This is a genomic window from Brevundimonas sp. ABV4_179 (assembly GCF_056311945.1).
Window position 1 is genome coordinate 1,694,204 of sequence record NZ_CM149976.1, and the last position, 18,390, is coordinate 1,712,593.

Consider the following 18,390-nt stretch of genomic DNA (forward strand, 5'->3'; position numbering starts at 1 on the left):
CCTTATGCTTTCAAGTCCCAAACAACCGCCGAACGCTCTAGCCGGCGCGGGTGAACTCGGTGACGACCGGCCGGTGGTCCGAGCCGGTGGGCAGGCCCAGGCGGCGCGTGATCAGGGCTAGGTCAGGCGACCGATAGACCTGGTCGATGGTGATGCCGGCGAAGGCAGGGGCTTGGCTGGGCCAGGTGCCGGGCCAGCCGGGCGCGGGGATCAGGTTCATGTCGGCCTGAATCTGTTTGCCGATCCGCGCGGTCGAGACGCTGTTGAAGTCGCCGGCGGCGATGACGGGATTGGCGGGCGCGGCCAGCCGCCGTTGGGTCAGGGCCATGACCTGGGTGATCTGGCCCCACTGATACTGATAGGGCCAGGGCCGGGTCAGATGCACGGCGAAGACGTTGATCGGCCCGATGGGCGTCTCCACGACGGCGCCGGCCGCGCTGAGGCCGTCCGGCCGGTCGGGCAGGCGCTGGACGATCGGATAGCGCGAGGCGACGATGGACTGGGCATGGTCGCCAGGCCCCCGCATCCGCCTGATGGCGGTGCGGTGGGGATAGCCGGCCAAAAGCGTGTCCAGTTGGGCCGCCGGGGCGTCGCCCACCTCGACCAGCACCAGGATGTCGGCGTCGGCCGCGACGATGGAGCGGCGCATGGCCTCGACGTTGGTGTTGAAAACCCACAGGTTGGCCGAATACAGCCGCACGATAGGCGTGTCCGTCGCGGCCGTCCCGCGCGTCGGCGTCCACTGAGGCCAGACCGCAATCGCCAGCACCAGACAGGCCGCCGCACCCACGCCGGCGGCGGGCCATAGCCGCAGCAACAGACAGACGGCGGTCGCCGCCATGGCCGCCAACAGAGCCGGAGCGGTGAACTGGGCCAGGATGTCGACCCACCGATGGCCGACGCCGCTCAGGGCCGCGATCCCGAACACCGCCAGACCCGCCAGGGCGACGCCGGCCAGTGCGTTGGCCGTCAGCTTGAACAGGGTCATCGGCGCACCGACCTTTCGGATTGAACAAGGGCGCGTCGTCCCGCGTTAGGGCGACGCTTGGAGGGCGATATGGCCGCACGGTCAATCCGCGATATCGAAAACATCTGGTCCAATGTCGAGGGCGTCAAGAAGCTGTCGGACCGGGTCATCGGCATCGGGCCGTTCGGCATGGGTCTGGATGCGTTGCTGACCTGGGTGCCGGTGGTGGGCACGGCCTATACGGTGGGCACCGGCGGCTGGCTGATGCTGCAGGCGGTGCGGGCCAAGGCGACGCCCGCGACCCTGGCGCGGATGGGCGCCTATATGGCCTTCGACGCGGCGACAGGAACGGTGCCGCTGGCCGGTGATCTGGTGGACACCTTCTTTCCGGGCCAACTGATGGCGGCGCGGGCGCTGCAGAAACATATCGAAAGCACCCACTGGGTCGAGGATAGCGAGGCCAACGCCCGCGCCAGCGGCGACCACGATCTTCATGAGGCCAAGGTGCAGCGCGAAAAAGGCTTGAAGCGGATCGTCTATCTGCACGACTGAAATAGGATGGCTGGGGGGCGCGCTCCATCCTATCTGCCGGAATGAAATCGCGTGAAAACAGTAACTTGGCGGGCGCCAGCGACCATCTTCCGGCCTGAGGACGCAACGCAAGCAGACTGATCTCCGACGACAACGGAGATTTCGATGAGCGACGACTTCAGCGCGCGTCTGGCCCTGCCTTATCTGGCGGCGGGGCAGATGCAGAAACATGTGACCCTGAACACGGCCCTGACGCGGCTGGACGCCCTGTTGCAGACGGCGGCGGTCAGCCGGACGACGGCGACCCAGCCGGGCGATCCGGCGGATGGCGACCTCTACATCCTGCCGGCCGACGCCCAGGGCGCGGCGTGGGCGGGGCGAGGCGAGGGCAGCCTGATGCGGTTCGAGGCAGGCGGCTGGACCGCAGTGCCGACGCCCCCCGGCTTGATCGCCGTGGTGCGGGACGAAGCGGTGGTGGTGGTGCGGGACCATGCGGGCTGGACGCCGTTGGGGTGTTGGCTGCGCGAGGCGCAGGGGCTGACCCGGCTGGGGCTGGGGACCACGGCGGATGCGGCCAATCCTTTGGCGGCCAAGCTGAACGCCGCCTTGTTCACCGCACGGACGGTCGAAGAGGGCGGTGACGGCGATTTGCGGCTGACGTTCAACAAACAGGCGGCCGGCGATGTGCTGTCGCTGCTGTTCCAGAGCGGATACGCCGCCCGCGCCGAACTGGGCCTGATTGGCGACGACGATCTGGCGCTGAAGACCTGCGACGAGGCGGGCGTCTGGCGCTCTGTCTTCCGTGTCGATCGCGCCACCGGCCGCGCCGCCTTCGATCAGGGCGCGGTGCGGCGCGAGACGATCCTAGTGAGCGCCGACCGAGACTATTCGCCCCCGGCCTGGGCGCGCTGGATCGAGGCGGTCTGCGTCGGCGGCGGCGGTGCGGGCGGCGCCGGTCTGGCCGGACCCGCGGGAACCGCCCGTTTCGGCGGGGGCGGCGGGGGCGCAGGCGGTCTGAGCCGGGCTCGCTGGGCGGTCGAGGATCTGGACGGCGCCCTGTCGATCACGGTCGGCGCGGGCGGGCAGACCGGGGCGGGCGGCGAAAGCCGGGTCGCGATCAATGGCGTCGTCCTGCTGCGCGCCTCGGGCGGGTCGGCGGGATCGACCGGCGCGGTCGGGGGAGCGGCCGGCGGTTCCGGCGGCCTGGGTCTGCGCCCGGCGAACGGGGGCGGGGCGTCCTCGATCACGGCGTCTGGCGGCGCGGGGGGCGAGAGCCTGTGCCCCGACGGTCCGGGCGGCGGCGCGGGCGGCGGCGGATTGAGCGCGGCCGATATCACACGAGCGGGCGGCGTCGGCGGGTCCGGCGGCTGGTCGACGGCGCGCGCACCGGGCGGGGCTGCGGGTGCGGCGGGCGCGGCGTCCGATCCGACGCTGTCGTTGGTCGGCGGAGGCGGCGGGGGCGGAAACGCCTCGGCCAGCGGCGCAGGGTCGCCGGGCGGCCCCGGCGGCGGGTTCGGGGCCGGGGGCGGTGGAGGCGGCGCGGGTCTGACGGCGGGCGGCGTGGGAGGCGCGGGCGCGGGCGGCGCGGTTCGGCTGACGGTGGTCGGATGAGCCGGCGTAGACATCCGGCCGAGCCGGTCGAGGTGCTGGAGGACGAGGCGTGGGAAGCGCCCGACAGTCTCAGCGATACGGAATGGCGGGCGCAGTCGGGCTGGGACGGCCGCTGCGATCCGGCCCCCTATGACGAGGAGGACGGACGATGAGCGGGCGAGTTCAGAAACCTCTGGCCGAGGGACGCTGGTTGTTTCGGCGCCTCTACGCCTTTGCGGTCAGCGCGGGGCTGTGGGTTCTGCTGATGCAGGTGGTGGGGCGGATGCCGCCGCAGATGCTGCCGCGCACGGCGGACGGTTTGATGGGGCTGCTGGCGCTGATCCTGGTCCTCTACCTGGTGGCGCCGACGGCCCAGCAGCTGATCGCCCTGTCGGCCAATGCGCGGCTAGGGATGCCGGGAGGACGGCCATGAGCTTTCGTCTGTCCGTCCGCTCGCGTGCGCGGCTGCAGGGCGTACATCCGGCCTTGGTCGCCGTGGTCGAGGCGGCCATCGTCCGCTCGTCGGTGGACTTCATGATCACCGAAGGGCTGCGCACGCCCGAGCGTCAGGCGCTCCTGGTCAAGGCCGGGGCCAGCCGGACCCAGCGGTCGCGGCACCTGACCGGCCATGCCGTCGACGTCGCCGCCCTGGTCGAGGGGCAGGTGCGTTGGGATTGGCCGCTGTATGGCCGGATCGCCGAGGCGTTCAAGACGGCGGCGCATGAGCATGAGACGCCGCTGATCTGGGGCGGCGACTGGAAGACGCTGCGCGACGGGCCGCACTTCGAACTGGACCGAAAGGCGTTTCCATGAGTCCGTCCTTGTTGCGCGCTCTGATGCCCCTGGGCTGGCTGGCGGCGGGCGCCGCAGCCGTGGCCTGCCTCGTCGTCCTGCTGGGCGGCTCGGGCCTTCGCTGGGACCCTCTGGACGTTCGTCAGAAGCGTTTGGCGACCGCGCAATATCGGGCTCTCTCAGCCTCGGCCGAGGCGGCGACGCGACCGCGCGCCCTGGCCGTCCTGCCGGCTGAGCCGACGGCGCGCGACGCCTAGAGCGAAACGCTGCTGGTCTAATGGGCCATGCAGGCGGCGCAACGGACCGGGCAGGGCGCGCGGCGATGAAAGCCCTGCAGAAACGACTCGGCAACTTCTGCCGCCCGATGGCCGGACTTGCCGGGTCGTCTCGCCGCTCTCTCAAATAAGTTCAATGAAATCAGGGCGGCGTCAGGTCAGAACACGGTCTGGAAGCTGGCCCCGCCCTTGCTCCTGATGTGACCGAGCAAAACGCTCCTGACGCTAAAATGGCGTCGGACATCACACGAAGTGAACAGGAAAAGCCAAAATGGCTAACAGCATCAATACGAACTACGGCGCCGCCATCGCGCTGCAGAACCTCAATGCGACCAACGCTCAGCTGGATCGCACGCAGAACCGTGTCAACACGGGCCTGAAAGTCGCCACCGCCAAAGATAACGGCGCGATCTACGCCATCGCGACGACCCAGCGCGCCAATATGGGCGCCATGGATGCGGTCAAGAATTCGCTGCAACGCGGCCAATCCATCGTCGACGTCGCCTTGGCCGCCGGCGACACCGTCACCGCTGCGCTCGAAGAGATGAAGGCCCTGGCGGTCAACATCCAGTCGTCGGTCGCCGGCTCCGACGCCGAAGCCGCCTATCTGAAGGATTTCAACGCTCTAGGCGGCGAGATCGACAAGGCGCTGAAGGGCGCCAGCTTCGACGGCGTGAACCTGTGGAACACGACCACGGCGACGAACTTGACCACCAGCGTCAGCGGCGGAACCTATCAGATCGGCTTCGGTGCGGTGGACAAGGCTGCGGCGGCCCCGATCACGGCTGTCTCGGGCGGCGCAGTTGATCGGGCCGGCGCCACGACCACCATCGTCGATGCGGCGATCAAGGAAGTCACCACCAATCTGGCCACCCTGGGCACCCAGTCCAAGTCGGTCGGCCGTCAGCTGACCTTCATCGGCAAGCTGCAGGACGCGACCGAGGCCGGCATCGGCAATCTGGTGGACGCCGACCTGGCCAAGGAAAGCGCCAAGCTGACGGCGCTGCAGACCAAGCAGCAACTGGGCGTCCAGGCGTTGTCGATCGCCAACTCCTCCAGCCAGAGCCTGCTGAGCCTGTTCCGCAACTAAGGCGGCGGTTCGGCCTGACGGTTGGGCGCGGGCCAGTCGCGCGCCCGCCCCCTAAAGCGCGCCTGTGCCTAGGCAAATCTTGCCGGGTGCAGCGGTCGACTCGGCAAGTTCTGCCGAGAAGGAAGGACGGTAAATCATAGGTTAACATGTAACAACAGTGACTTATGCGATTTTCCGCTAGGCCGGCCTGGCCCGGCAATTGCTTCTTACCCACCGAGCAAAAAGCTCCTGGCGTCAAAATGACGCCGGAAATCACTTGAAGTGAAAAAGGACAGCCAAAATGGCTAACAGCATCAATACCAACTACGGCGCGGCCATCGCGCTGCAGAATCTCAACGCCACCAACGCCGCCCTGTCGACGACCCAAAACCGGATCAGCACCGGTCAGAAGGTCTCCTCGGCCAAGGACAATGGCGCGATCTTCGCCATCGCGACGACCCAGCGCGCCAACATGGGCGCCATGGATGCGGTCAAGAACTCGCTGCAACGCGGTCAGTCGATCGTCGATGTGGCCTTGGCGGCGGGCGACACCGCGACCTCGGCCCTGCAGGAGATGAAGGCCCTGGCGGTCAACATCCAGTCGTCGGCAGCCGACTCGGACGCGCAGAAGGCCTATCTGGCCGACTACAACGCCCTGGGCAAGGAAGTCGCGTCTGCGCTTTCGGGGGCCAGCTTCGACGGCGCCAATCTGTGGACCACGGCCGCCGTCACCAACCTGACGACCAATACGTCGGGCGGCACCTATGGGATCGGCTTCGCCGCCGCGCCGTCGGCCGACGCCACCCTGACAGCCGTCAACACGGGCGCGATCACGGCCGCCAATGCGACCGTCACGAATGTGGACGCCGCGATCAAGACCGTGACGACCAGCCTGGCCACCCTGGGCACCCAGTCCAAGTCGGTCGGCCGTCAGCTGACCTTCATCGGCAAGCTGCAGGACGCGACTGAGGCCGGCATCGGCAATCTGGTGGACGCCGACCTGGCCAAGGAAAGCGCCAAGCTGACGGCGCTGCAGACCAAGCAGCAACTCGGCGTTCAGGCGTTGTCGATCGCCAACTCCTCGAGCCAGAGCCTGCTGAGCCTATTCCGCTGAGGCCCGGAGGCGTGATCCGTTTCGACGGCGCGCCAAGGCTTCATCACCGGGGGCCGGCTTCGGCCGGCCGCCGACTACCCCGAGCAAAACGCTCCCGTCGCCAAAAAGGCGACGGCCATCACGAAGTGAAGAAGGACAGCCAAAATGGCTAACAGCATCAATACCAACTACGGCGCTGCAATCGCCTTGCAGAACCTCAACAACACCAACGCTCAGCTGCAGACGACCCAAAACCGGATCAACACCGGTCAGAAGGTGTCTTCGGCCAAGGACAATGGCGCCATCTTCGCCATCGCCACGAGCCAGCGGGCCAACATGGGCGCGCAGGATGCGGTCAAGAACTCGCTGCAACGGGGCCAGTCGGTCATCGACGTCGCCCTGGCCGCGGGCGATACAGCCGTGTCCGCCCTGCAAGAGATGAAGGCCCTGGCGGTCAATATCGCGTCTTCGTCGGGCGACGCCCAGGCGGCCTATCTGGCCGACTGGAACGCGCTGGGCAAGGAGGTCGATTCGGCTCTGAAAGGCGCCAGCTTCGACGGCGTGAACCTGTGGAACACCACCACGGCGACCAATGTCACGACCTCGACGGCGTCGACGGGCAACACCTACCAGATCGGCTTCGGAACGACGGACAAGGCGGCCGCCACGGCGATCACCGACATCACGGCGACCGCCGCCGCTCCGACGGACGCCGCGACCACAGCCGCCTTCGCCACCAAGGTTGACGCAGCCATCAAGGCTATGACCACCGACATGGCGACCCTGGGCACTCAGTCGAAGTCTGTCGGTCGCACGATCAACTTCGTCGGCAAGCTTCAGGACGCGCTGGAATCCGGCGTCGGCAATCTGGTGGACGCCGATCTGGCCAAGGAAAGCGCCAAGCTGACGGCCTTGCAGACCAAGCAACAGCTTGGCGTGCAGGCGCTGTCGATCGCCAACTCGTCCAGCTCGATCCTGCTGGGCCTGTTCCGCTAAGGCGACCGGCCGGGGCGGCCCCGTCGCCCCGGCCGAGCGTCCGTCACCCCCTAGAGGCGCGTGGACCCATTCACGCGGGGAGCCATGACAAACCATGTCGCGAGAGTAACAAGCGTACCCCAGACCGCCTCAACGCCTGCGTCCGGCTCGGTCGCGCATCACCACGCCCGAAACGACAACAGCGACGTCGGCCAGTATCGCCTGACGATCGAGGCGATCGGCAACAACCGCTACGTCTACAAGGTTCTGGACCGGGTGACGGGCGAGGTGATCCGTCAGTTGCCGCGCGAGGACGTGGAGAAGCTGGCCGTCGATCCGACCTATCGCGGCGGCAGGGTGGTCGACACCTCGGTCTGACGACAGGAAACGGTTCTGAAGATTTGAACGCCGCCGGCCTGCCGGACGGCGCAATCATGGTTTCCGGCCCGTTAACACTCCGATCACGACTCATGGTTAACACTGGACGCCACAGAACGTCCGGGGCTTGAAGCCATGACCACCAGCATCCACACCAACACCTCGGCGATGATCGCCCTGCAGAACCTGAATCGAACCAACGATCAGTTGGCCTCGACGCAGAGCCGGGTGAACACGGGGCTGAAGGTTCAGGGCGCGCGTGACAACGCGGCCGTCTGGGCCGTCGCTCAAGGCCAGCGCGCGGATCGCGGATCGCTGGAAGCCGTCGCGACCAGCCTGAAACGCGCGACCTCGATCGCCGATGTGTCGCTGGCGGCCGGCGAGCAGATTTCGGACCTTCTGGTCGAGTTGAAGAGCAAGGCGACCGCCGCCTCCGACGAAAGCGCCACCCTGGCGATGCGGACCTCCTACAACGACGAGTTCCAGGCGCTGTTGAAGTCTGTTCAGTCTTTCGCGGAAAATGCGATCTTCGACGGATCCAACATTCTGGACGGGTCGGCGACCGCCGGCATCAACTTCCTGGCCAGCGCCGATGGTGCGGAAACCATCACGCTGAACCGCCAAAACCTCACCCTGACGGGTCTGGGTCTGGCCGCCAACGCAGCGGCGACGCCCGCCACGACGGCGCCCGATCTGCTGAGCAAGGCTAATGCCGACAACGCCCTGTCGCGGATCAACGCCGCCATCTCCACCAGCACGGCGCGCCTGGCCGAACTGGGCGCCCAGTCCAAGCAGATCGAACGTCACACCACCTATGTCGGCAAATTGTCCGACGCGCTTGAGGCGGGGATCGGCAATCTGGTGGATGCGGACATGGCCAAGGAAAGCGCCCGCCTGACCGCCCTGCAGGTGCAGCAGCAACTGGGCGTCCAGGCCCTGTCCATCGCCAACCAGTCGCCGCAGATCATCCTGTCGCTGTTCAAGGGCTGATCGGGATTTAAGGGTTCGTTATCGGGACGGGCGGCATGATCGACGCGGAGCCGCCTGAATGATCAACAACAGCTATCTGCTGGGTCTGTTCGGGACGTCGACGGGGGCGTCGTCGTCGCCTATCGGCATGGCCGCGCCTGTAAAGGCCAAGAAGACCCAGCCGACGGCGCCGTGGGCCTCCACCGCCGCCGCAGCGGCGCCCAAGGCCAGCGACATGGTGCGCGCCGCGCTGGCCGGGCGGCGACTGATCAACGAGGCCGCCGTCGATCTCGACATGGCCGGCGGCTCGGCCGACTATCGCAAGTTGTTCGCTCTTTATCAGGGGCTTAACGCCCTCAGCGCCTTGGCCGACCGCGCCAACGCCAAGGGCTTGAGCAGCGCCGAAGCCGCCCAGGTCGGCAAGCGGTTCGAGGCGGGCATGGTCGAGATGTCCAACTATTTGAAGTCCGCCGGTTTCGAAGACGTGCGGATGGTGCAGGGCGTGTCCAAGTCCACGGTCAAAACCGGTTTTGCGCTGGAAAAGGCCCAGACCACCTTCACCACGACCCCGATTCACGACGGCGCGCTGAGCGACAGCGTCAAGGCGTTTCAGGGCAACGTGAAGTTCGCTGTCACCATCCGCACCAACGCCGGGACGCAGTCGATCGGGATCGACCTGTCCGACATGGGCGCCACGCCCCGGACGATGGACAATGTGATCGCCCATATCAACGGCGCGCTGGAGGCCGCCGGGGTCGACACCCGCGTCGAGCGTCAGATGATCGAGAGCCAGCCCAAGGTCATCAAGAGCGGCTCCAGGACCATCACCCTGCCGGCTGGGCCGGACCAGTGGGCGCTGCGCGTGCGCGGCGCCGTGGGCGAAACCGTCGGCTTCCAGGCCGTCGATACGTCTGATGCGGTCTATGTGACCCAAGGCTCCGGCGCCAAGGGCGCGGCGCAGCTGCTGAAGTTCCAGGCGGACGGCGGCGCGGCGCCTGGCGCCCAGCAGGGCGTCGACGATCCCTTCTGGGTCGAGGGGCGGGCGGGACAGACCGATCTGCCCGCCGGGGTCGCGGCCGTCCGCGCCAGCGCGCCAGCGCCCGACGGTTCGATCTGGGTGGTCGCCGACCTGACCCAGGGCGCCGCCAACCAGCCGATCAAGGGCGCCCGCGACGTGGCCCTTCTGAAATACGATTCCGGCGGAAACCTGCTCCAAACCAAGCTGCTGGGCGCCGCGTCCATCGCGAACGGCTTCTCCATCGCGGTGGACGCCGATGGCCGGGTCGCGGTGGCGGGGTCCGTCACCGGGGCGCTGGAGCCGGGCAAGAGCGGCGATGTCGCCAACACCGCCGACAGTTTCGTCACGGTCTTCGACGACGACGGCAGGGAGTTGTGGACCCAGCGGCGCGGCGCCAAGGCTGCGGACGAGGCGACAGAGGTCGGTTTCGGCGCGGACGGCATGGTCTATGTCGCCGGGCGCTCCAAGTCCGCCATGCCGGGCCAGGCGGCCCTTGGCGGCTGGGATTCCTATCTTCAGACGTTCCAGGAAAAGCCGGTCAAGATCAACGGCCCGGATGTCGGGGTGAACATATCGACGCTTCAGTTCGGCACCGATGGCGACGATTCCGTTCAGGCCATGACGGTGTCGGGGGCCGACATCTACACTGCAGGGGTCGAGGACGGACGCGCCGTCGTGCGCCGCTTCACCCTGGATGGGGCCGGCGTGCCGACCCTGGCGGCGACGCGCGACCTGGGGCTGGCCAGCGGCGCTATCGCCGGGATTTCGGTCGAGAACGGCCAGGTCGTGCTGACGGGACAGACGGACAATCCCGCCCTGGACATCGGTACGGTGACAAACGCCCACGCGGGCGGGACAGACGTCTTCGTGGCCACGCTGTCGACGGATCTGCAATCCGCCGCCAGCGACCGGCTGACCTATTTCGGCGGGTCTGGCAATGACACCGCCGCCGACGTCGAGATCAAGGACGGCAAGGTCTGGATCACCGGCACGAACCGTGACGCGGGCGCCGCAAAGACCGATCCGACCAGAGCCTATCTGGCCCGGCTGGACCTGGCCACCGGCGCGGTCGAATACAATCAGACCTGGCGCGGGGAGGGGGACCAGGTCACGCCGACCAGCCTCAGCATCGTTTCTGACGGAGCCAGCGTTCTGGACCGGCTGGGCCTGCCGCAGGGCGAGATCATGCAGGCGGACTCCAGACTGCTGACCGTGGCCACCTCGGCGCGCGTCGGCGATCAGTTCAGCATCTCTCCGGCCGGCGGGGGACGCGCCTTCGCCGTGACGATCGAGGCCAAGGACACGCTGGACACCCTGGCCAAGAAGATCATGACGGCCTCCAACCGCCAGCTGAAGGCCACCGTCATCACCGATTCGCGCGTCGCGCCGCCGGTTCAGCGGCTCCAGATCGTGGCCGCCGACAACAAGCAAGGCGCCGTCATCTCGGCCGGGGCGGTGGGCAAGGACGCCTTGGCGGCGCTGGGGCTGTCGCCCGGCTTCGTCGGCAAGACGGGCGACAAGTCGGCCAAGACCTATGGGCTGAACCTGCCCAACACTCTGAACCTGAACGATCCGGCCAGCATCAAGGCCGCGATCGAAGCCCTGGCCCAGGCCATGACGGCGGTGCGATCGGCCTATCGGTCCCTGGGACCGCAGACGGCGCCGACCACCAACACCCAGGCGGGCGGCGGCTCCTCCACCGCCTATCAGCAGACCCAGGCCGCCAACTTCCAGGCCGCCCTGAACCGTCTGACGGCGTGACGCCGCGCAAGCGCGCCCAAGGCGGTTGACGCCCGGCTCCCGCTTGGCCTTATTGGCCTTCCCTTCAGCGAAAGCCCGTTCATGGCCCTTCCGAAAGACAACCGCGTCATCCTGGCGGTCGGCGCCGGCGTGGTGATCGTCGCCGCCGTCGTGCTGGCCCTGATCTTCACCGGCGGCGGCGACAAGCCGACCGAGGCGCCGCCGGCGTCCAAGGGCGGGCTGGTGGTCAATCTGGCCGAGGCGCCCAGCCTGGAGCCGACACGCGAACTGCGCTGCTTCGTCGATGGTCAGTTCGTGGGCATGGCGACGTTGGCGGACTGCGCGCGCCGCAACGGCCTGGCGACGGATGCGCTCGACGTCGGGCTGGATTCGACCGGCGCCCTGGCCGCCGCGCCGACCGCCGCCTTCGCCCCGCCGCCGCAACTGCCCGCCGTGCAGATGACCGAGACCCCGCCGGCCGCCAGTGTGGAACAGACCCCCGCGCCGCGCCCGACGCCTGCCGCTTCGGGCAGCCCGTGCCTGCGTCACACCGGATCCGACTGGCGCACCCTGTCGGGATCCATGAGCCTGAACGCCTGCGTCCAGGCGCTGTATGCCGGAACCTGCGTCGGGCCGGGCGATGCTCAATACGGGCGCTGGGGCGACACCACCCTGCGTCTGGTGCCGCGTCGGGTGGAACAGTCGAACGACAACGCGCGTTTCCGCACCCTGGCCGAGCAGGATCGCAACTGCCAATTTCCGGGAATGAACTGATGCGCCTCGCCGTTCTCGCCGCCGTCGCCGGGGTCGCTGTCCTGGGCGCCTGCTCCAACCAGCCCAAATATGAGTTTGCGGAAGGCGCCTGCTATTTCGTCGCGACGCCGGACAATGCCCCGCCGCGGCTGCAGAAGATCGCCGACGACCAGCCGCAACTGGAGCAATGCGCCGCCCGCCTTGAGGAGATGCGTCTGCGTTTCCTGCGCATGGGCGGGTCGAACCAGGAGATCGCGGGCGCCTATCAGGGGCGGTTCATCTTCATCGACCGAGAGGGCGTCAAGATTGGCAAGAGCCTGACCGGCAGCCGCTTCTTCTCGATGGCGCGCACCGGCGACGGGCGGCTGGCCATACCCGGCGCCATTCAGCGTGACGAGACCGGCCGTCCGGTCGCCGTGGCGTCGGAGCCTGCCGCGAAGTAAAAGTTGCGTGCCGTGAACAAAGGTGGAACATTTCGTTAATCCACCGGTTTGGCGGGTCGGATGTCGAATGCGGCTGGCGGTGATCCGCATCGGCCCTAAGACATCGGGCTGAATTATAGGGCGGGCCAGAGATGCGCCGCCCTTCGAGAAAAGGAAGTTTTCATGGCGGGCAGCGTCAACAAGGTCATTCTGGTCGGCAATCTGGGTCGCGACCCGGAAATCCGCTCCATGCCCAACGGCGACCGGATCGCCAATCTGTCGATCGCGACTTCGGAAACCTGGCGCGACAAGTCCTCGGGCGAGCGCAAGGAAAAGACCGAGTGGCACCGGGTCGTCATCTTCAACGACAACATCGTCAAGGTGGTCGAAAACTATGTGAAGAAGGGCTCGACCGTCTATATCGAGGGCGCGCTCCAGACCCGCAAATGGACCGATCAGCAGGGTGTCGAGAAGTATTCGACCGAGATCGTGGTCAGCCGTTTCAAGGGTGAACTGACCATGCTGGGCGGTCGTTCGGAAGGCGGGTCGTCGGGCGGCGGTTACGGCGGCGGCGGAAACTACGGGGGGCGCGGCGACGACGACTATTCGTCCGGCTTCTCGACCGGCGGGGCCAACAAGCCCAGCGGTCCCAAGGAAAGCTACGACCTGAACGACGACATTCCCTTCTAAGGTCTGACCGGTGGGGCGGGGGGCTTACAGCTATCGTGAGGATCCCGCCGTGCCGGCCTTCCCGGACGACCGGCCGCTGGTGCTGTTCGACGGCGATTGCGCCCTGTGCTCGGGCTCGGCGCGCAAGATACTGAAGCACGACCTGGCGGGCAGCATCCGTCTGGCGCCCACCCAGTCGACGTTGGGGCGGGCGCTGCTGGTCCACTATGGCGTCGATCCCGACGATCCCTATACGATGCTGCTGATCCAGGACGGCGTGGCGTACCAGCGTTCGGACGGCGCGCTGGGCATCGCCGCCCTTCTGCCGTGGCCCTATCGGCTGGCGGTTCTGGGGCGGATCGTCCCGCGCGGGGTTCGCGACACCCTGTATGATTTCATCGCACGCCATCGTCGCCGCCTTCCCGGCGCGACATGGTGCGCCATGCCGCCGCAAGGTGTGGATCTGAGCGACAGGGTGGTGGGATGAGCGGACGGGTCCTGGTGCTGGGCGCGAACGGTTTCATCGGCTCCCACGTCGGGGCGGCTCTGGCCTCGGCCGGCTGGTCCGTGCTGGCCGGCGCGCGCCGCATCGCCGAGCCGGCTCGCCGCGCGCCCGGTTTTGACTGGGTGTCCGCCGACTTTTCACGACTGATCTCGGCCGAGGCCTGGAAGCAGATATTGGACGGCGTGGATGCGGTGGTGAACTGCGTCGGCGTATTGCAGGATGGCGGCGGCGACAGCACCCTCGCCGCCCACGTCGATGGACCGCGCGCCCTGATCGCGGCGTGTCAGGCGGCGGGCGTGCGGCGGCTGGTGCATATTTCCGCCGTCGGCGCGGACGAGGCGGCCGGCACCCCCTATGCCCGCACAAAGGCCGAAACCGAACGACTGGTCGAGGCCAGCGGTTTGGACTGGCTGATCCTGCGGCCATCGCTGGTGGTGGATCGCGCGGCCTTCGGCGGCACGGGGTTGATCCGGGCGCTGGCGGCCTTCCCGGCGTTCAGCCCGGTCGTGGGCGGCGACCAGACCTTCCGCCCGATTCCGCTGGGCGACGTGTGCGCCGCCGTCGTCGCGGCGGTGAAGCCGGGTGCGCCGGCGCGCCAATCGTTTGACATGCCGGGGCCGCAGGCCGTGACCATGGTCGAGACTGTGCGGCTTTATCGCGGCTGGATGGGTCTGAAGCCGGCGCCGGTCGTTCGCGTGCCGCGCGCCCTGGCCGCGCCCGCCCTGGCCGTCGGCGATCTGCTGGGGCGTCTGGGATGGTCGTCGCCGATCCGTACGACCGCCATCAAACAGATGGATCACGATGTCGCCGGCCGTGACAGCGGTTGGGCCCAGGCGCTGGGCGTTCGTCCGCGCGGCTTCACGGACTTTCTGGCCCAGACCCCGGCTTCGGTTCAGGATGTCTGGCACGCGCGGCTGTGGTTCGTGCGGCCGGTCGCCATCCTGACGCTGGGCCTGTTCTGGCTGATCACCGGCCTGATCAGTTTCGGGCCAGGGTGGAACGGCGCCGTCGCCATACTGCATGAGGGCGGTTATGGCCGTCTGGCTGGTCCTGTCGCCTGGTGGGGGGCGTTGCTGGACGTGGTGTTGGGACTGATGCTGTTCGTGCGGCCGTGGACGGCGCGGGTGGCGATCTTCATGTGCCTGGCCACGGTCGGCTATCTGATCGCCGGGACGATCAGCCTGCCGCACTATTGGATCGACCCGCTGGGGCCATGGCTGAAGGTCCTGCCGATGATGGCCCTGTGCCTGTTCGTCGCCGCCACGGACGCCCGCCGATGAGCCTGTATGTCATGCTGAAGATCATCCACATCCTGTCGGGCGCGGTGCTGTTCGGGACGGGGGCGGGGATCGCCTTCTTCATGCTGCGCGCCCATGCGACCCGGGACGCCAAGACGGTGGCGGATGTCGGCAAGATCGTGGTCCTGGCCGATTTCGTCTTCACCGCCAGCGCCGTGGTGGTTCAGCCGATCAGCGGGCTGGGGCTGATCCATCTGCAGGGCTGGTCCTTGACCAGCCCGTGGCTGCTGGCGGCCTATGGCCTCTATGTCTTCGTGGGCGTCTGCTGGCTGCCGGTGGTGTGGATACAGTACCGGATGATGAAACTGGCCGAACAGGCGGCGGGGCAGGGCGCGCCATTGCCGCCTGCCTATAACCGGCTTTTCCGCTGGTGGTTCGGACTGGGCTGGCCGGCCTTTGCGGGCGTCCTGGGCATCTATTGGCTGATGGTCGCAAAGCCCGAGTTCTGATCGCCTACCAGACCGCCTGATCGAAATGGCGCAGGATCATCTGATCCGCCGTGATCAGCCGCGCGCCATCGGCCATGGCGTTGGCCACGATCAGCCGGTCGAACGGATCGCGCGTCCAACCGAACCGACAGGCCGCCTGAGCGACGGCCGACATCGAGGCGTCGGATTGGACCAAGCCGATCTGGTCTTCCAGCGCCGCGATCATGTCCGGGACGGACGGCGGATTTATCCGACCCAATTCGGTGAGGATTTCAAGCTCGACAACAACCAGCGGCGAAATCACGGGAGCGCCGGAACGGCGTAGCAGTCGTTTGGCGACATCGCTCAGGTTCTTGGTCTTGCGCAGATAGAGCCAGGCCACGACCTGGGTGTCCAAATGGATCATTTGTCGCCCAGATCGAACTTGGTGTCGGGGTCCCAGGTCCAGTGGCTTTTGTTCGTGTCGATGTCGTCTGCCCAGTCGTCGGCGCCCTCGCGCACGCCTTGCGCCATATAGGCGTCATAGCGTTCCTCCGGCGTCAGGGCGGGCTTGGGCGCCTCGGCGATCAGCGTCAGTCGTCGACCGCCGCGCCGGATGACCAGCGGCTCGCCGGTGGCCAGCACGCTGTCCACCAGTCGAAAGAGATCCTTGCGCAGGGCGGTCAGGGTGACTTCGGTCATATGTACAGGTTGGTCGTTGAGGCTGTACATGTCAATGCAACGCCGCGACACCTCATGTGAGCGACGAAACCGCCCGCGCCGTGCCATAGACCGCCCATGACCGACGCCGCCCCAGATACCGCGCCCGCACCCGCGCCCCTCCCTGTGAAGCCCCACGCCCTGACCGGACTGGAGATCGCGGCCATTCTGGCGATCATCGTGGTGTGGGGGGTGAACAACGCCGGGGCCAAGCTGGCGACGGAGCATCTCAGCCCGCTGCTGGTCGGGGCGATCCGGTTCGGCATCGCCAGCGCCTGTCTGTTCGCCTTCGTGCGGCCGCCGTTTCCCGATTGGAAAAGTCTGTTGATCATCGTGCTGGTCGGCGGGCCGATCCAGTATGGCCTGGTCTATACGGCCTATTGGCTGGCGCACGACATCAGCCCGGTGACCGTGGCCAACCAGTTGTGGATTCCCTTCACCTCCCTGTTCGCCTTCGCGATTCTGGGCGAACGGTTGAGCCGGGGGGCGCTGGTCGGCATGGGCGTCGCCTTTGTCGGCGTGGCCTGGATGACGCTGGACACCCATGCGTTGCAGGACTGGCGCGCCATTCTGGTGGGGATCGCCGCCGGCGCCGCCTGGGCCCTGGCGACCGTGGTGGCGCGGCGGACCACGTCGATCCCGCCGCTGAAGATGCAGGGTCTGCTGGCGGCCGGGACCCTTCCGGTGCTGGCCTTCGGCTCTCTTGTGTTCGAACACGGTCAGATCGAGGCGATCCGCACGGCGCCGCCGATGGTCTGGGTCTCGCTGCTCTGGGCCGGGGTGGTGTCTTCGGTCCTGGCCACGACCCTGTTGTTCTGGCTGGTGCAGAGGCGTGAGGCGGGGCGTGTGACGCCTTATCTGCTGGCGACGCCGGTGGTTTCGATGGCGATCGGCTGGGGCCTGATGGGCGATGTGCTGACGCCGCAGATCCTGACCGGCTCGGCTATCGCCATGGGCGGAGTGGTTCTGGTCGCTCTGGCCGAACGGGGCTTGCGCGCCGGGGCCGCCAAGGCTTGATCTGATCGGAAACGATGCAGGAGCCGTCCGTGAACCACATCCCCCTCGACGCCGACCACGTCTCTCGCCGCTGGCTGGGCAAGGCGGCGCGAGAACTGCAGGACCCGGAGGCCAGCGTGGTCGCCAGCGCGGCCGACCGCCGCCCGATCTCGGAAGACATCAACGAGACCTTCGACGACCATCAGACCTTCGGCGAGCGTCTGGCGGATCGGGTGGCGGCCTTTGGCGGCTCCTGGCCGTTCATCATCGCCTTCGGGGTGTTTCTTGCCCTGTGGACGGTGATCAATCTGCTGCTGCGCAAAGAGGCGTTCGATCCCTATCCCTTCATCTTCCTGAACCTGGTGCTGTCGATGCTGGCGGCGGTGCAGGCGCCGGTCATCATGATGAGCCAGAACCGGCAGGCGGCCAAGGATCGCCTGGACGCGGGCAATGACTATCAGGTCAATCTGAAGGCCGAGATCGAAATCATGGCCCTTCTGGAGAAGGTCGAGCATCTGACCGCTCGTCAGCAGGAGCAGACCGACATGATCCAGCGGCTGCTGCAAGAGAGAAACGCCCGCTGAACCGGGATTCAGCGGGCGCTCTCGATCCGGTTTTCGGAAACCTCAACTGGCGCTGAGCGCCGCGCAGGCCACACGGTCGCCGGCCCCGCCGATGGGCTGGGTTGTATGGTCGTCGGGATTGGCGTGGATGATGATGGCCGAGCCGTCGGCGTCCCACAGCCACTGGCCGGGGCCTTCGGACGAGATGCGGGCGCGGGTGGTGAACAGTTCGGCGTTCACCTTGCCGTCCGCCCCGGCCCAGACGTTGGGCAGGTCGCCGTCGTCCGGTCCGGCCGCGTTCAGCAGGCCGTGCGGCGCCTTGGGCTCGCCGTGGTTGATGTGGGCGCCGGACGAGGTGAAGGGCGCGGCGCATTCGCCGGTCGCATGGATGTGGATGCCGTGCCAACCGGGCGTCAGGCCCGAGGCCTCGATCTTGATCAACAGGCCGGTCGGCCCCTGACGCAGATCGACGCGGCCGATATTGGCGCCCGCGGCGTTGACGAGAACCGCCTGGCCGGTGGCGCCCACGGGGGCGCGTTCGGCGGCGGCCTGCGGGGCGTTGCCGGTGGCGGCGCAGGCGGTGGTCAGGGCCAGCGGCGAGGCGATCATCAGGGCGGCGGCGAGCGTTTGGACGCGCATATGAAATGTCCTTTCAGAGAC

24 protein-coding genes are annotated in these 18,390 nt (G+C 67.5%); 20 read left to right on the forward strand and 4 right to left on the reverse strand.

Features of this window, described 5'->3' with window-relative positions; all coding sequences use genetic code 11:
* Window positions 1-37 precede the first annotated feature (37 nt).
* Window positions 38-988: an endonuclease/exonuclease/phosphatase family protein gene (locus ACYX4P_RS08015; protein ID WP_248119577.1), complete on the reverse strand. Its 951-nt coding sequence runs from the start codon at window positions 986-988 to the stop codon at window positions 38-40.
* A 69-nt stretch (window positions 989-1,057) separates the two neighbouring features.
* Between ACYX4P_RS08015 and ACYX4P_RS08020 the strand changes: the two genes are divergently transcribed.
* The 18 genes from ACYX4P_RS08020 (at window position 1,058) to ACYX4P_RS08105 (ending at window position 15,493) form a co-directional block, all read left to right on the forward strand.
* Entirely contained in the window at window positions 1,058-1,519 is a 462-nt protein-coding gene (locus ACYX4P_RS08020; protein WP_248119578.1) for a DUF4112 domain-containing protein, read from the forward strand.
* A gap of 144 nt (window positions 1,520-1,663) precedes the next feature.
* The gene (locus ACYX4P_RS08025; RefSeq protein ID WP_282438931.1) at window positions 1,664-3,109 is read left to right on the forward strand and encodes a DUF2793 domain-containing protein; all 1,446 of its coding nucleotides are present in this window, start codon (window positions 1,664-1,666) and stop codon (window positions 3,107-3,109) included.
* Window positions 3,106-3,261, forward strand: coding sequence for a hypothetical protein (locus tag ACYX4P_RS08030; protein ID WP_248119579.1), 156 nt, complete (start codon window positions 3,106-3,108; stop codon window positions 3,259-3,261). Before ACYX4P_RS08025 ends, ACYX4P_RS08030 begins: the two co-directional genes overlap by 4 nt.
* Window positions 3,258-3,521: a hypothetical protein gene (locus tag ACYX4P_RS08035; protein ID WP_248119580.1), complete on the forward strand. Its 264-nt coding sequence runs from the start codon at window positions 3,258-3,260 to the stop codon at window positions 3,519-3,521. Before ACYX4P_RS08030 ends, ACYX4P_RS08035 begins: the two co-directional genes overlap by 4 nt.
* A complete protein-coding gene (locus ACYX4P_RS08040; RefSeq protein WP_248119581.1) occupies window positions 3,518-3,901 on the forward strand; it encodes a M15 family metallopeptidase in 384 nt (127 codons plus the stop codon). Before ACYX4P_RS08035 ends, ACYX4P_RS08040 begins: the two co-directional genes overlap by 4 nt.
* 8 nt (window positions 3,902-3,909) lie before the next feature.
* On the forward strand, window positions 3,910-4,137 hold the full coding sequence (locus tag ACYX4P_RS08045) for a hypothetical protein (RefSeq protein WP_312570774.1): 228 nt from the start codon (window positions 3,910-3,912) through the stop codon (window positions 4,135-4,137).
* 289 nt (window positions 4,138-4,426) lie between these two features.
* Entirely contained in the window at window positions 4,427-5,245 is an 819-nt protein-coding gene (locus ACYX4P_RS08050; protein WP_248119583.1) for a flagellin, read from the forward strand.
* A 280-nt stretch (window positions 5,246-5,525) separates the two neighbouring features.
* Window positions 5,526-6,338: a flagellin gene (locus ACYX4P_RS08055; RefSeq protein ID WP_248119584.1), complete on the forward strand. Its 813-nt coding sequence runs from the start codon at window positions 5,526-5,528 to the stop codon at window positions 6,336-6,338.
* Window positions 6,339-6,482: 144 nt separating this feature from the next.
* The gene (locus ACYX4P_RS08060) at window positions 6,483-7,313 is read left to right on the forward strand and encodes a flagellin N-terminal helical domain-containing protein (protein WP_248119585.1); all 831 of its coding nucleotides are present in this window, start codon (window positions 6,483-6,485) and stop codon (window positions 7,311-7,313) included.
* An 84-nt stretch (window positions 7,314-7,397) separates the two neighbouring features.
* Window positions 7,398-7,670, forward strand: a complete 273-nt coding sequence (locus ACYX4P_RS08065; RefSeq protein ID WP_248119586.1) for a flagellar protein FlaG — start codon at window positions 7,398-7,400, stop codon at window positions 7,668-7,670.
* A 135-nt stretch (window positions 7,671-7,805) separates the two neighbouring features.
* Window positions 7,806-8,660, forward strand: a complete 855-nt coding sequence (locus ACYX4P_RS08070; RefSeq protein ID WP_248119587.1) for a flagellin — start codon at window positions 7,806-7,808, stop codon at window positions 8,658-8,660.
* 58 nt (window positions 8,661-8,718) lie between these two features.
* A complete protein-coding gene (locus ACYX4P_RS08075; RefSeq protein WP_248119588.1) occupies window positions 8,719-11,418 on the forward strand; it encodes a transcriptional regulator in 2,700 nt (899 codons plus the stop codon).
* Between the two features lie 81 nt (window positions 11,419-11,499).
* Window positions 11,500-12,171 (forward strand): hypothetical protein, encoded by a 672-nt coding sequence (locus ACYX4P_RS08080; protein ID WP_248119589.1) that lies wholly within the window; start codon window positions 11,500-11,502, stop codon window positions 12,169-12,171.
* Window positions 12,171-12,593 carry a hypothetical protein gene (locus ACYX4P_RS08085; RefSeq protein ID WP_248119590.1) on the forward strand — a complete coding sequence of 141 codons (423 nt, stop codon included), beginning with the start codon at window positions 12,171-12,173 and terminating at the stop codon, window positions 12,591-12,593. The genes ACYX4P_RS08080 and ACYX4P_RS08085 overlap by 1 nt, the downstream gene beginning before the upstream one ends.
* A gap of 162 nt (window positions 12,594-12,755) precedes the next feature.
* Window positions 12,756-13,262, forward strand: a complete 507-nt coding sequence (gene ssb, locus ACYX4P_RS08090) for a single-stranded DNA-binding protein (RefSeq protein ID WP_248119591.1) — start codon at window positions 12,756-12,758, stop codon at window positions 13,260-13,262.
* 49 nt (window positions 13,263-13,311) lie between these two features.
* A complete protein-coding gene (locus ACYX4P_RS08095) occupies window positions 13,312-13,728 on the forward strand; it encodes a thiol-disulfide oxidoreductase DCC family protein (RefSeq protein ID WP_248119592.1) in 417 nt (138 codons plus the stop codon).
* The gene (locus tag ACYX4P_RS08100; RefSeq protein WP_292074676.1) at window positions 13,725-15,026 is read left to right on the forward strand and encodes an SDR family oxidoreductase; all 1,302 of its coding nucleotides are present in this window, start codon (window positions 13,725-13,727) and stop codon (window positions 15,024-15,026) included. Before ACYX4P_RS08095 ends, ACYX4P_RS08100 begins: the two co-directional genes overlap by 4 nt.
* The gene (locus ACYX4P_RS08105) at window positions 15,023-15,493 is read left to right on the forward strand and encodes a DUF2269 family protein (protein ID WP_248119594.1); all 471 of its coding nucleotides are present in this window, start codon (window positions 15,023-15,025) and stop codon (window positions 15,491-15,493) included. The genes ACYX4P_RS08100 and ACYX4P_RS08105 overlap by 4 nt, the downstream gene beginning before the upstream one ends.
* A gap of 4 nt (window positions 15,494-15,497) precedes the next feature.
* Here ACYX4P_RS08105 and ACYX4P_RS08110 read toward each other — a convergent pair whose 3' ends face one another.
* Window positions 15,498-15,878, reverse strand: coding sequence for a type II toxin-antitoxin system VapC family toxin (locus ACYX4P_RS08110; RefSeq protein WP_248119595.1), 381 nt, complete (start codon window positions 15,876-15,878; stop codon window positions 15,498-15,500).
* Window positions 15,875-16,153, reverse strand: coding sequence for a type II toxin-antitoxin system Phd/YefM family antitoxin (locus ACYX4P_RS08115; RefSeq protein WP_248119596.1), 279 nt, complete (start codon window positions 16,151-16,153; stop codon window positions 15,875-15,877). The genes ACYX4P_RS08110 and ACYX4P_RS08115 overlap by 4 nt, the downstream gene beginning before the upstream one ends.
* 96 nt (window positions 16,154-16,249) lie before the next feature.
* On the opposite strand from ACYX4P_RS08115, the gene ACYX4P_RS08120 reads away from it, so the two are divergent.
* Window positions 16,250-17,188: a DMT family transporter gene (locus ACYX4P_RS08120; protein ID WP_248119597.1), complete on the forward strand. Its 939-nt coding sequence runs from the start codon at window positions 16,250-16,252 to the stop codon at window positions 17,186-17,188.
* A gap of 29 nt (window positions 17,189-17,217) precedes the next feature.
* Window positions 17,218-17,751 carry a DUF1003 domain-containing protein gene (locus tag ACYX4P_RS08125; protein ID WP_248119598.1) on the forward strand — a complete coding sequence of 178 codons (534 nt, stop codon included), beginning with the start codon at window positions 17,218-17,220 and terminating at the stop codon, window positions 17,749-17,751.
* A 42-nt stretch (window positions 17,752-17,793) separates the two neighbouring features.
* Here the strand turns inward: ACYX4P_RS08125 and ACYX4P_RS08130 are convergent, their stop codons facing one another.
* Window positions 17,794-18,369 carry a superoxide dismutase family protein gene (locus ACYX4P_RS08130; protein WP_248119599.1) on the reverse strand — a complete coding sequence of 192 codons (576 nt, stop codon included), beginning with the start codon at window positions 18,367-18,369 and terminating at the stop codon, window positions 17,794-17,796.
* Between the last annotated feature and the right edge of the window lie 21 nt (window positions 18,370-18,390).

Bases quoted from the DNA above. Each gene is read 5' to 3' on its own strand.
- ACYX4P_RS08015 (WP_248119577.1), bottom strand. From the start codon at position 988: ATGACCCTGTTCAAGCTGACGGCCAACGCACTGGCCGGCGTCGCCCTG.
- ACYX4P_RS08020 (WP_248119578.1), top strand. From the start codon at position 1,058: ATGGCCGCACGGTCAATCCGCGATATCGAAAACATCTGGTCCAATGTC.
- ACYX4P_RS08025 (WP_282438931.1), top strand. From the start codon at position 1,664: ATGAGCGACGACTTCAGCGCGCGTCTGGCCCTGCCTTATCTGGCGGCG.
- ACYX4P_RS08030 (WP_248119579.1), top strand. From the start codon at position 3,106: ATGAGCCGGCGTAGACATCCGGCCGAGCCGGTCGAGGTGCTGGAGGAC.
- ACYX4P_RS08035 (WP_248119580.1), top strand. From the start codon at position 3,258: ATGAGCGGGCGAGTTCAGAAACCTCTGGCCGAGGGACGCTGGTTGTTT.
- ACYX4P_RS08040 (WP_248119581.1), top strand. From the start codon at position 3,518: ATGAGCTTTCGTCTGTCCGTCCGCTCGCGTGCGCGGCTGCAGGGCGTA.
- ACYX4P_RS08050 (WP_248119583.1), top strand. From the start codon at position 4,427: ATGGCTAACAGCATCAATACGAACTACGGCGCCGCCATCGCGCTGCAG.
- ACYX4P_RS08055 (WP_248119584.1), top strand. From the start codon at position 5,526: ATGGCTAACAGCATCAATACCAACTACGGCGCGGCCATCGCGCTGCAG.
- ACYX4P_RS08060 (WP_248119585.1), top strand. From the start codon at position 6,483: ATGGCTAACAGCATCAATACCAACTACGGCGCTGCAATCGCCTTGCAG.
- ACYX4P_RS08065 (WP_248119586.1), top strand. From the start codon at position 7,398: ATGACAAACCATGTCGCGAGAGTAACAAGCGTACCCCAGACCGCCTCA.
- ACYX4P_RS08070 (WP_248119587.1), top strand. From the start codon at position 7,806: ATGACCACCAGCATCCACACCAACACCTCGGCGATGATCGCCCTGCAG.
- ACYX4P_RS08075 (WP_248119588.1), top strand. From the start codon at position 8,719: ATGATCAACAACAGCTATCTGCTGGGTCTGTTCGGGACGTCGACGGGG.
- ACYX4P_RS08080 (WP_248119589.1), top strand. From the start codon at position 11,500: ATGGCCCTTCCGAAAGACAACCGCGTCATCCTGGCGGTCGGCGCCGGC.
- ACYX4P_RS08085 (WP_248119590.1), top strand. From the start codon at position 12,171: ATGCGCCTCGCCGTTCTCGCCGCCGTCGCCGGGGTCGCTGTCCTGGGC.
- ssb (WP_248119591.1), top strand. From the start codon at position 12,756: ATGGCGGGCAGCGTCAACAAGGTCATTCTGGTCGGCAATCTGGGTCGC.
- ACYX4P_RS08100 (WP_292074676.1), top strand. From the start codon at position 13,725: ATGAGCGGACGGGTCCTGGTGCTGGGCGCGAACGGTTTCATCGGCTCC.
- ACYX4P_RS08105 (WP_248119594.1), top strand. From the start codon at position 15,023: ATGAGCCTGTATGTCATGCTGAAGATCATCCACATCCTGTCGGGCGCG.
- ACYX4P_RS08110 (WP_248119595.1), bottom strand. From the start codon at position 15,878: ATGATCCATTTGGACACCCAGGTCGTGGCCTGGCTCTATCTGCGCAAG.
- ACYX4P_RS08115 (WP_248119596.1), bottom strand. From the start codon at position 16,153: ATGACCGAAGTCACCCTGACCGCCCTGCGCAAGGATCTCTTTCGACTG.
- ACYX4P_RS08120 (WP_248119597.1), top strand. From the start codon at position 16,250: ATGACCGACGCCGCCCCAGATACCGCGCCCGCACCCGCGCCCCTCCCT.
- ACYX4P_RS08130 (WP_248119599.1), bottom strand. From the start codon at position 18,369: ATGCGCGTCCAAACGCTCGCCGCCGCCCTGATGATCGCCTCGCCGCTG.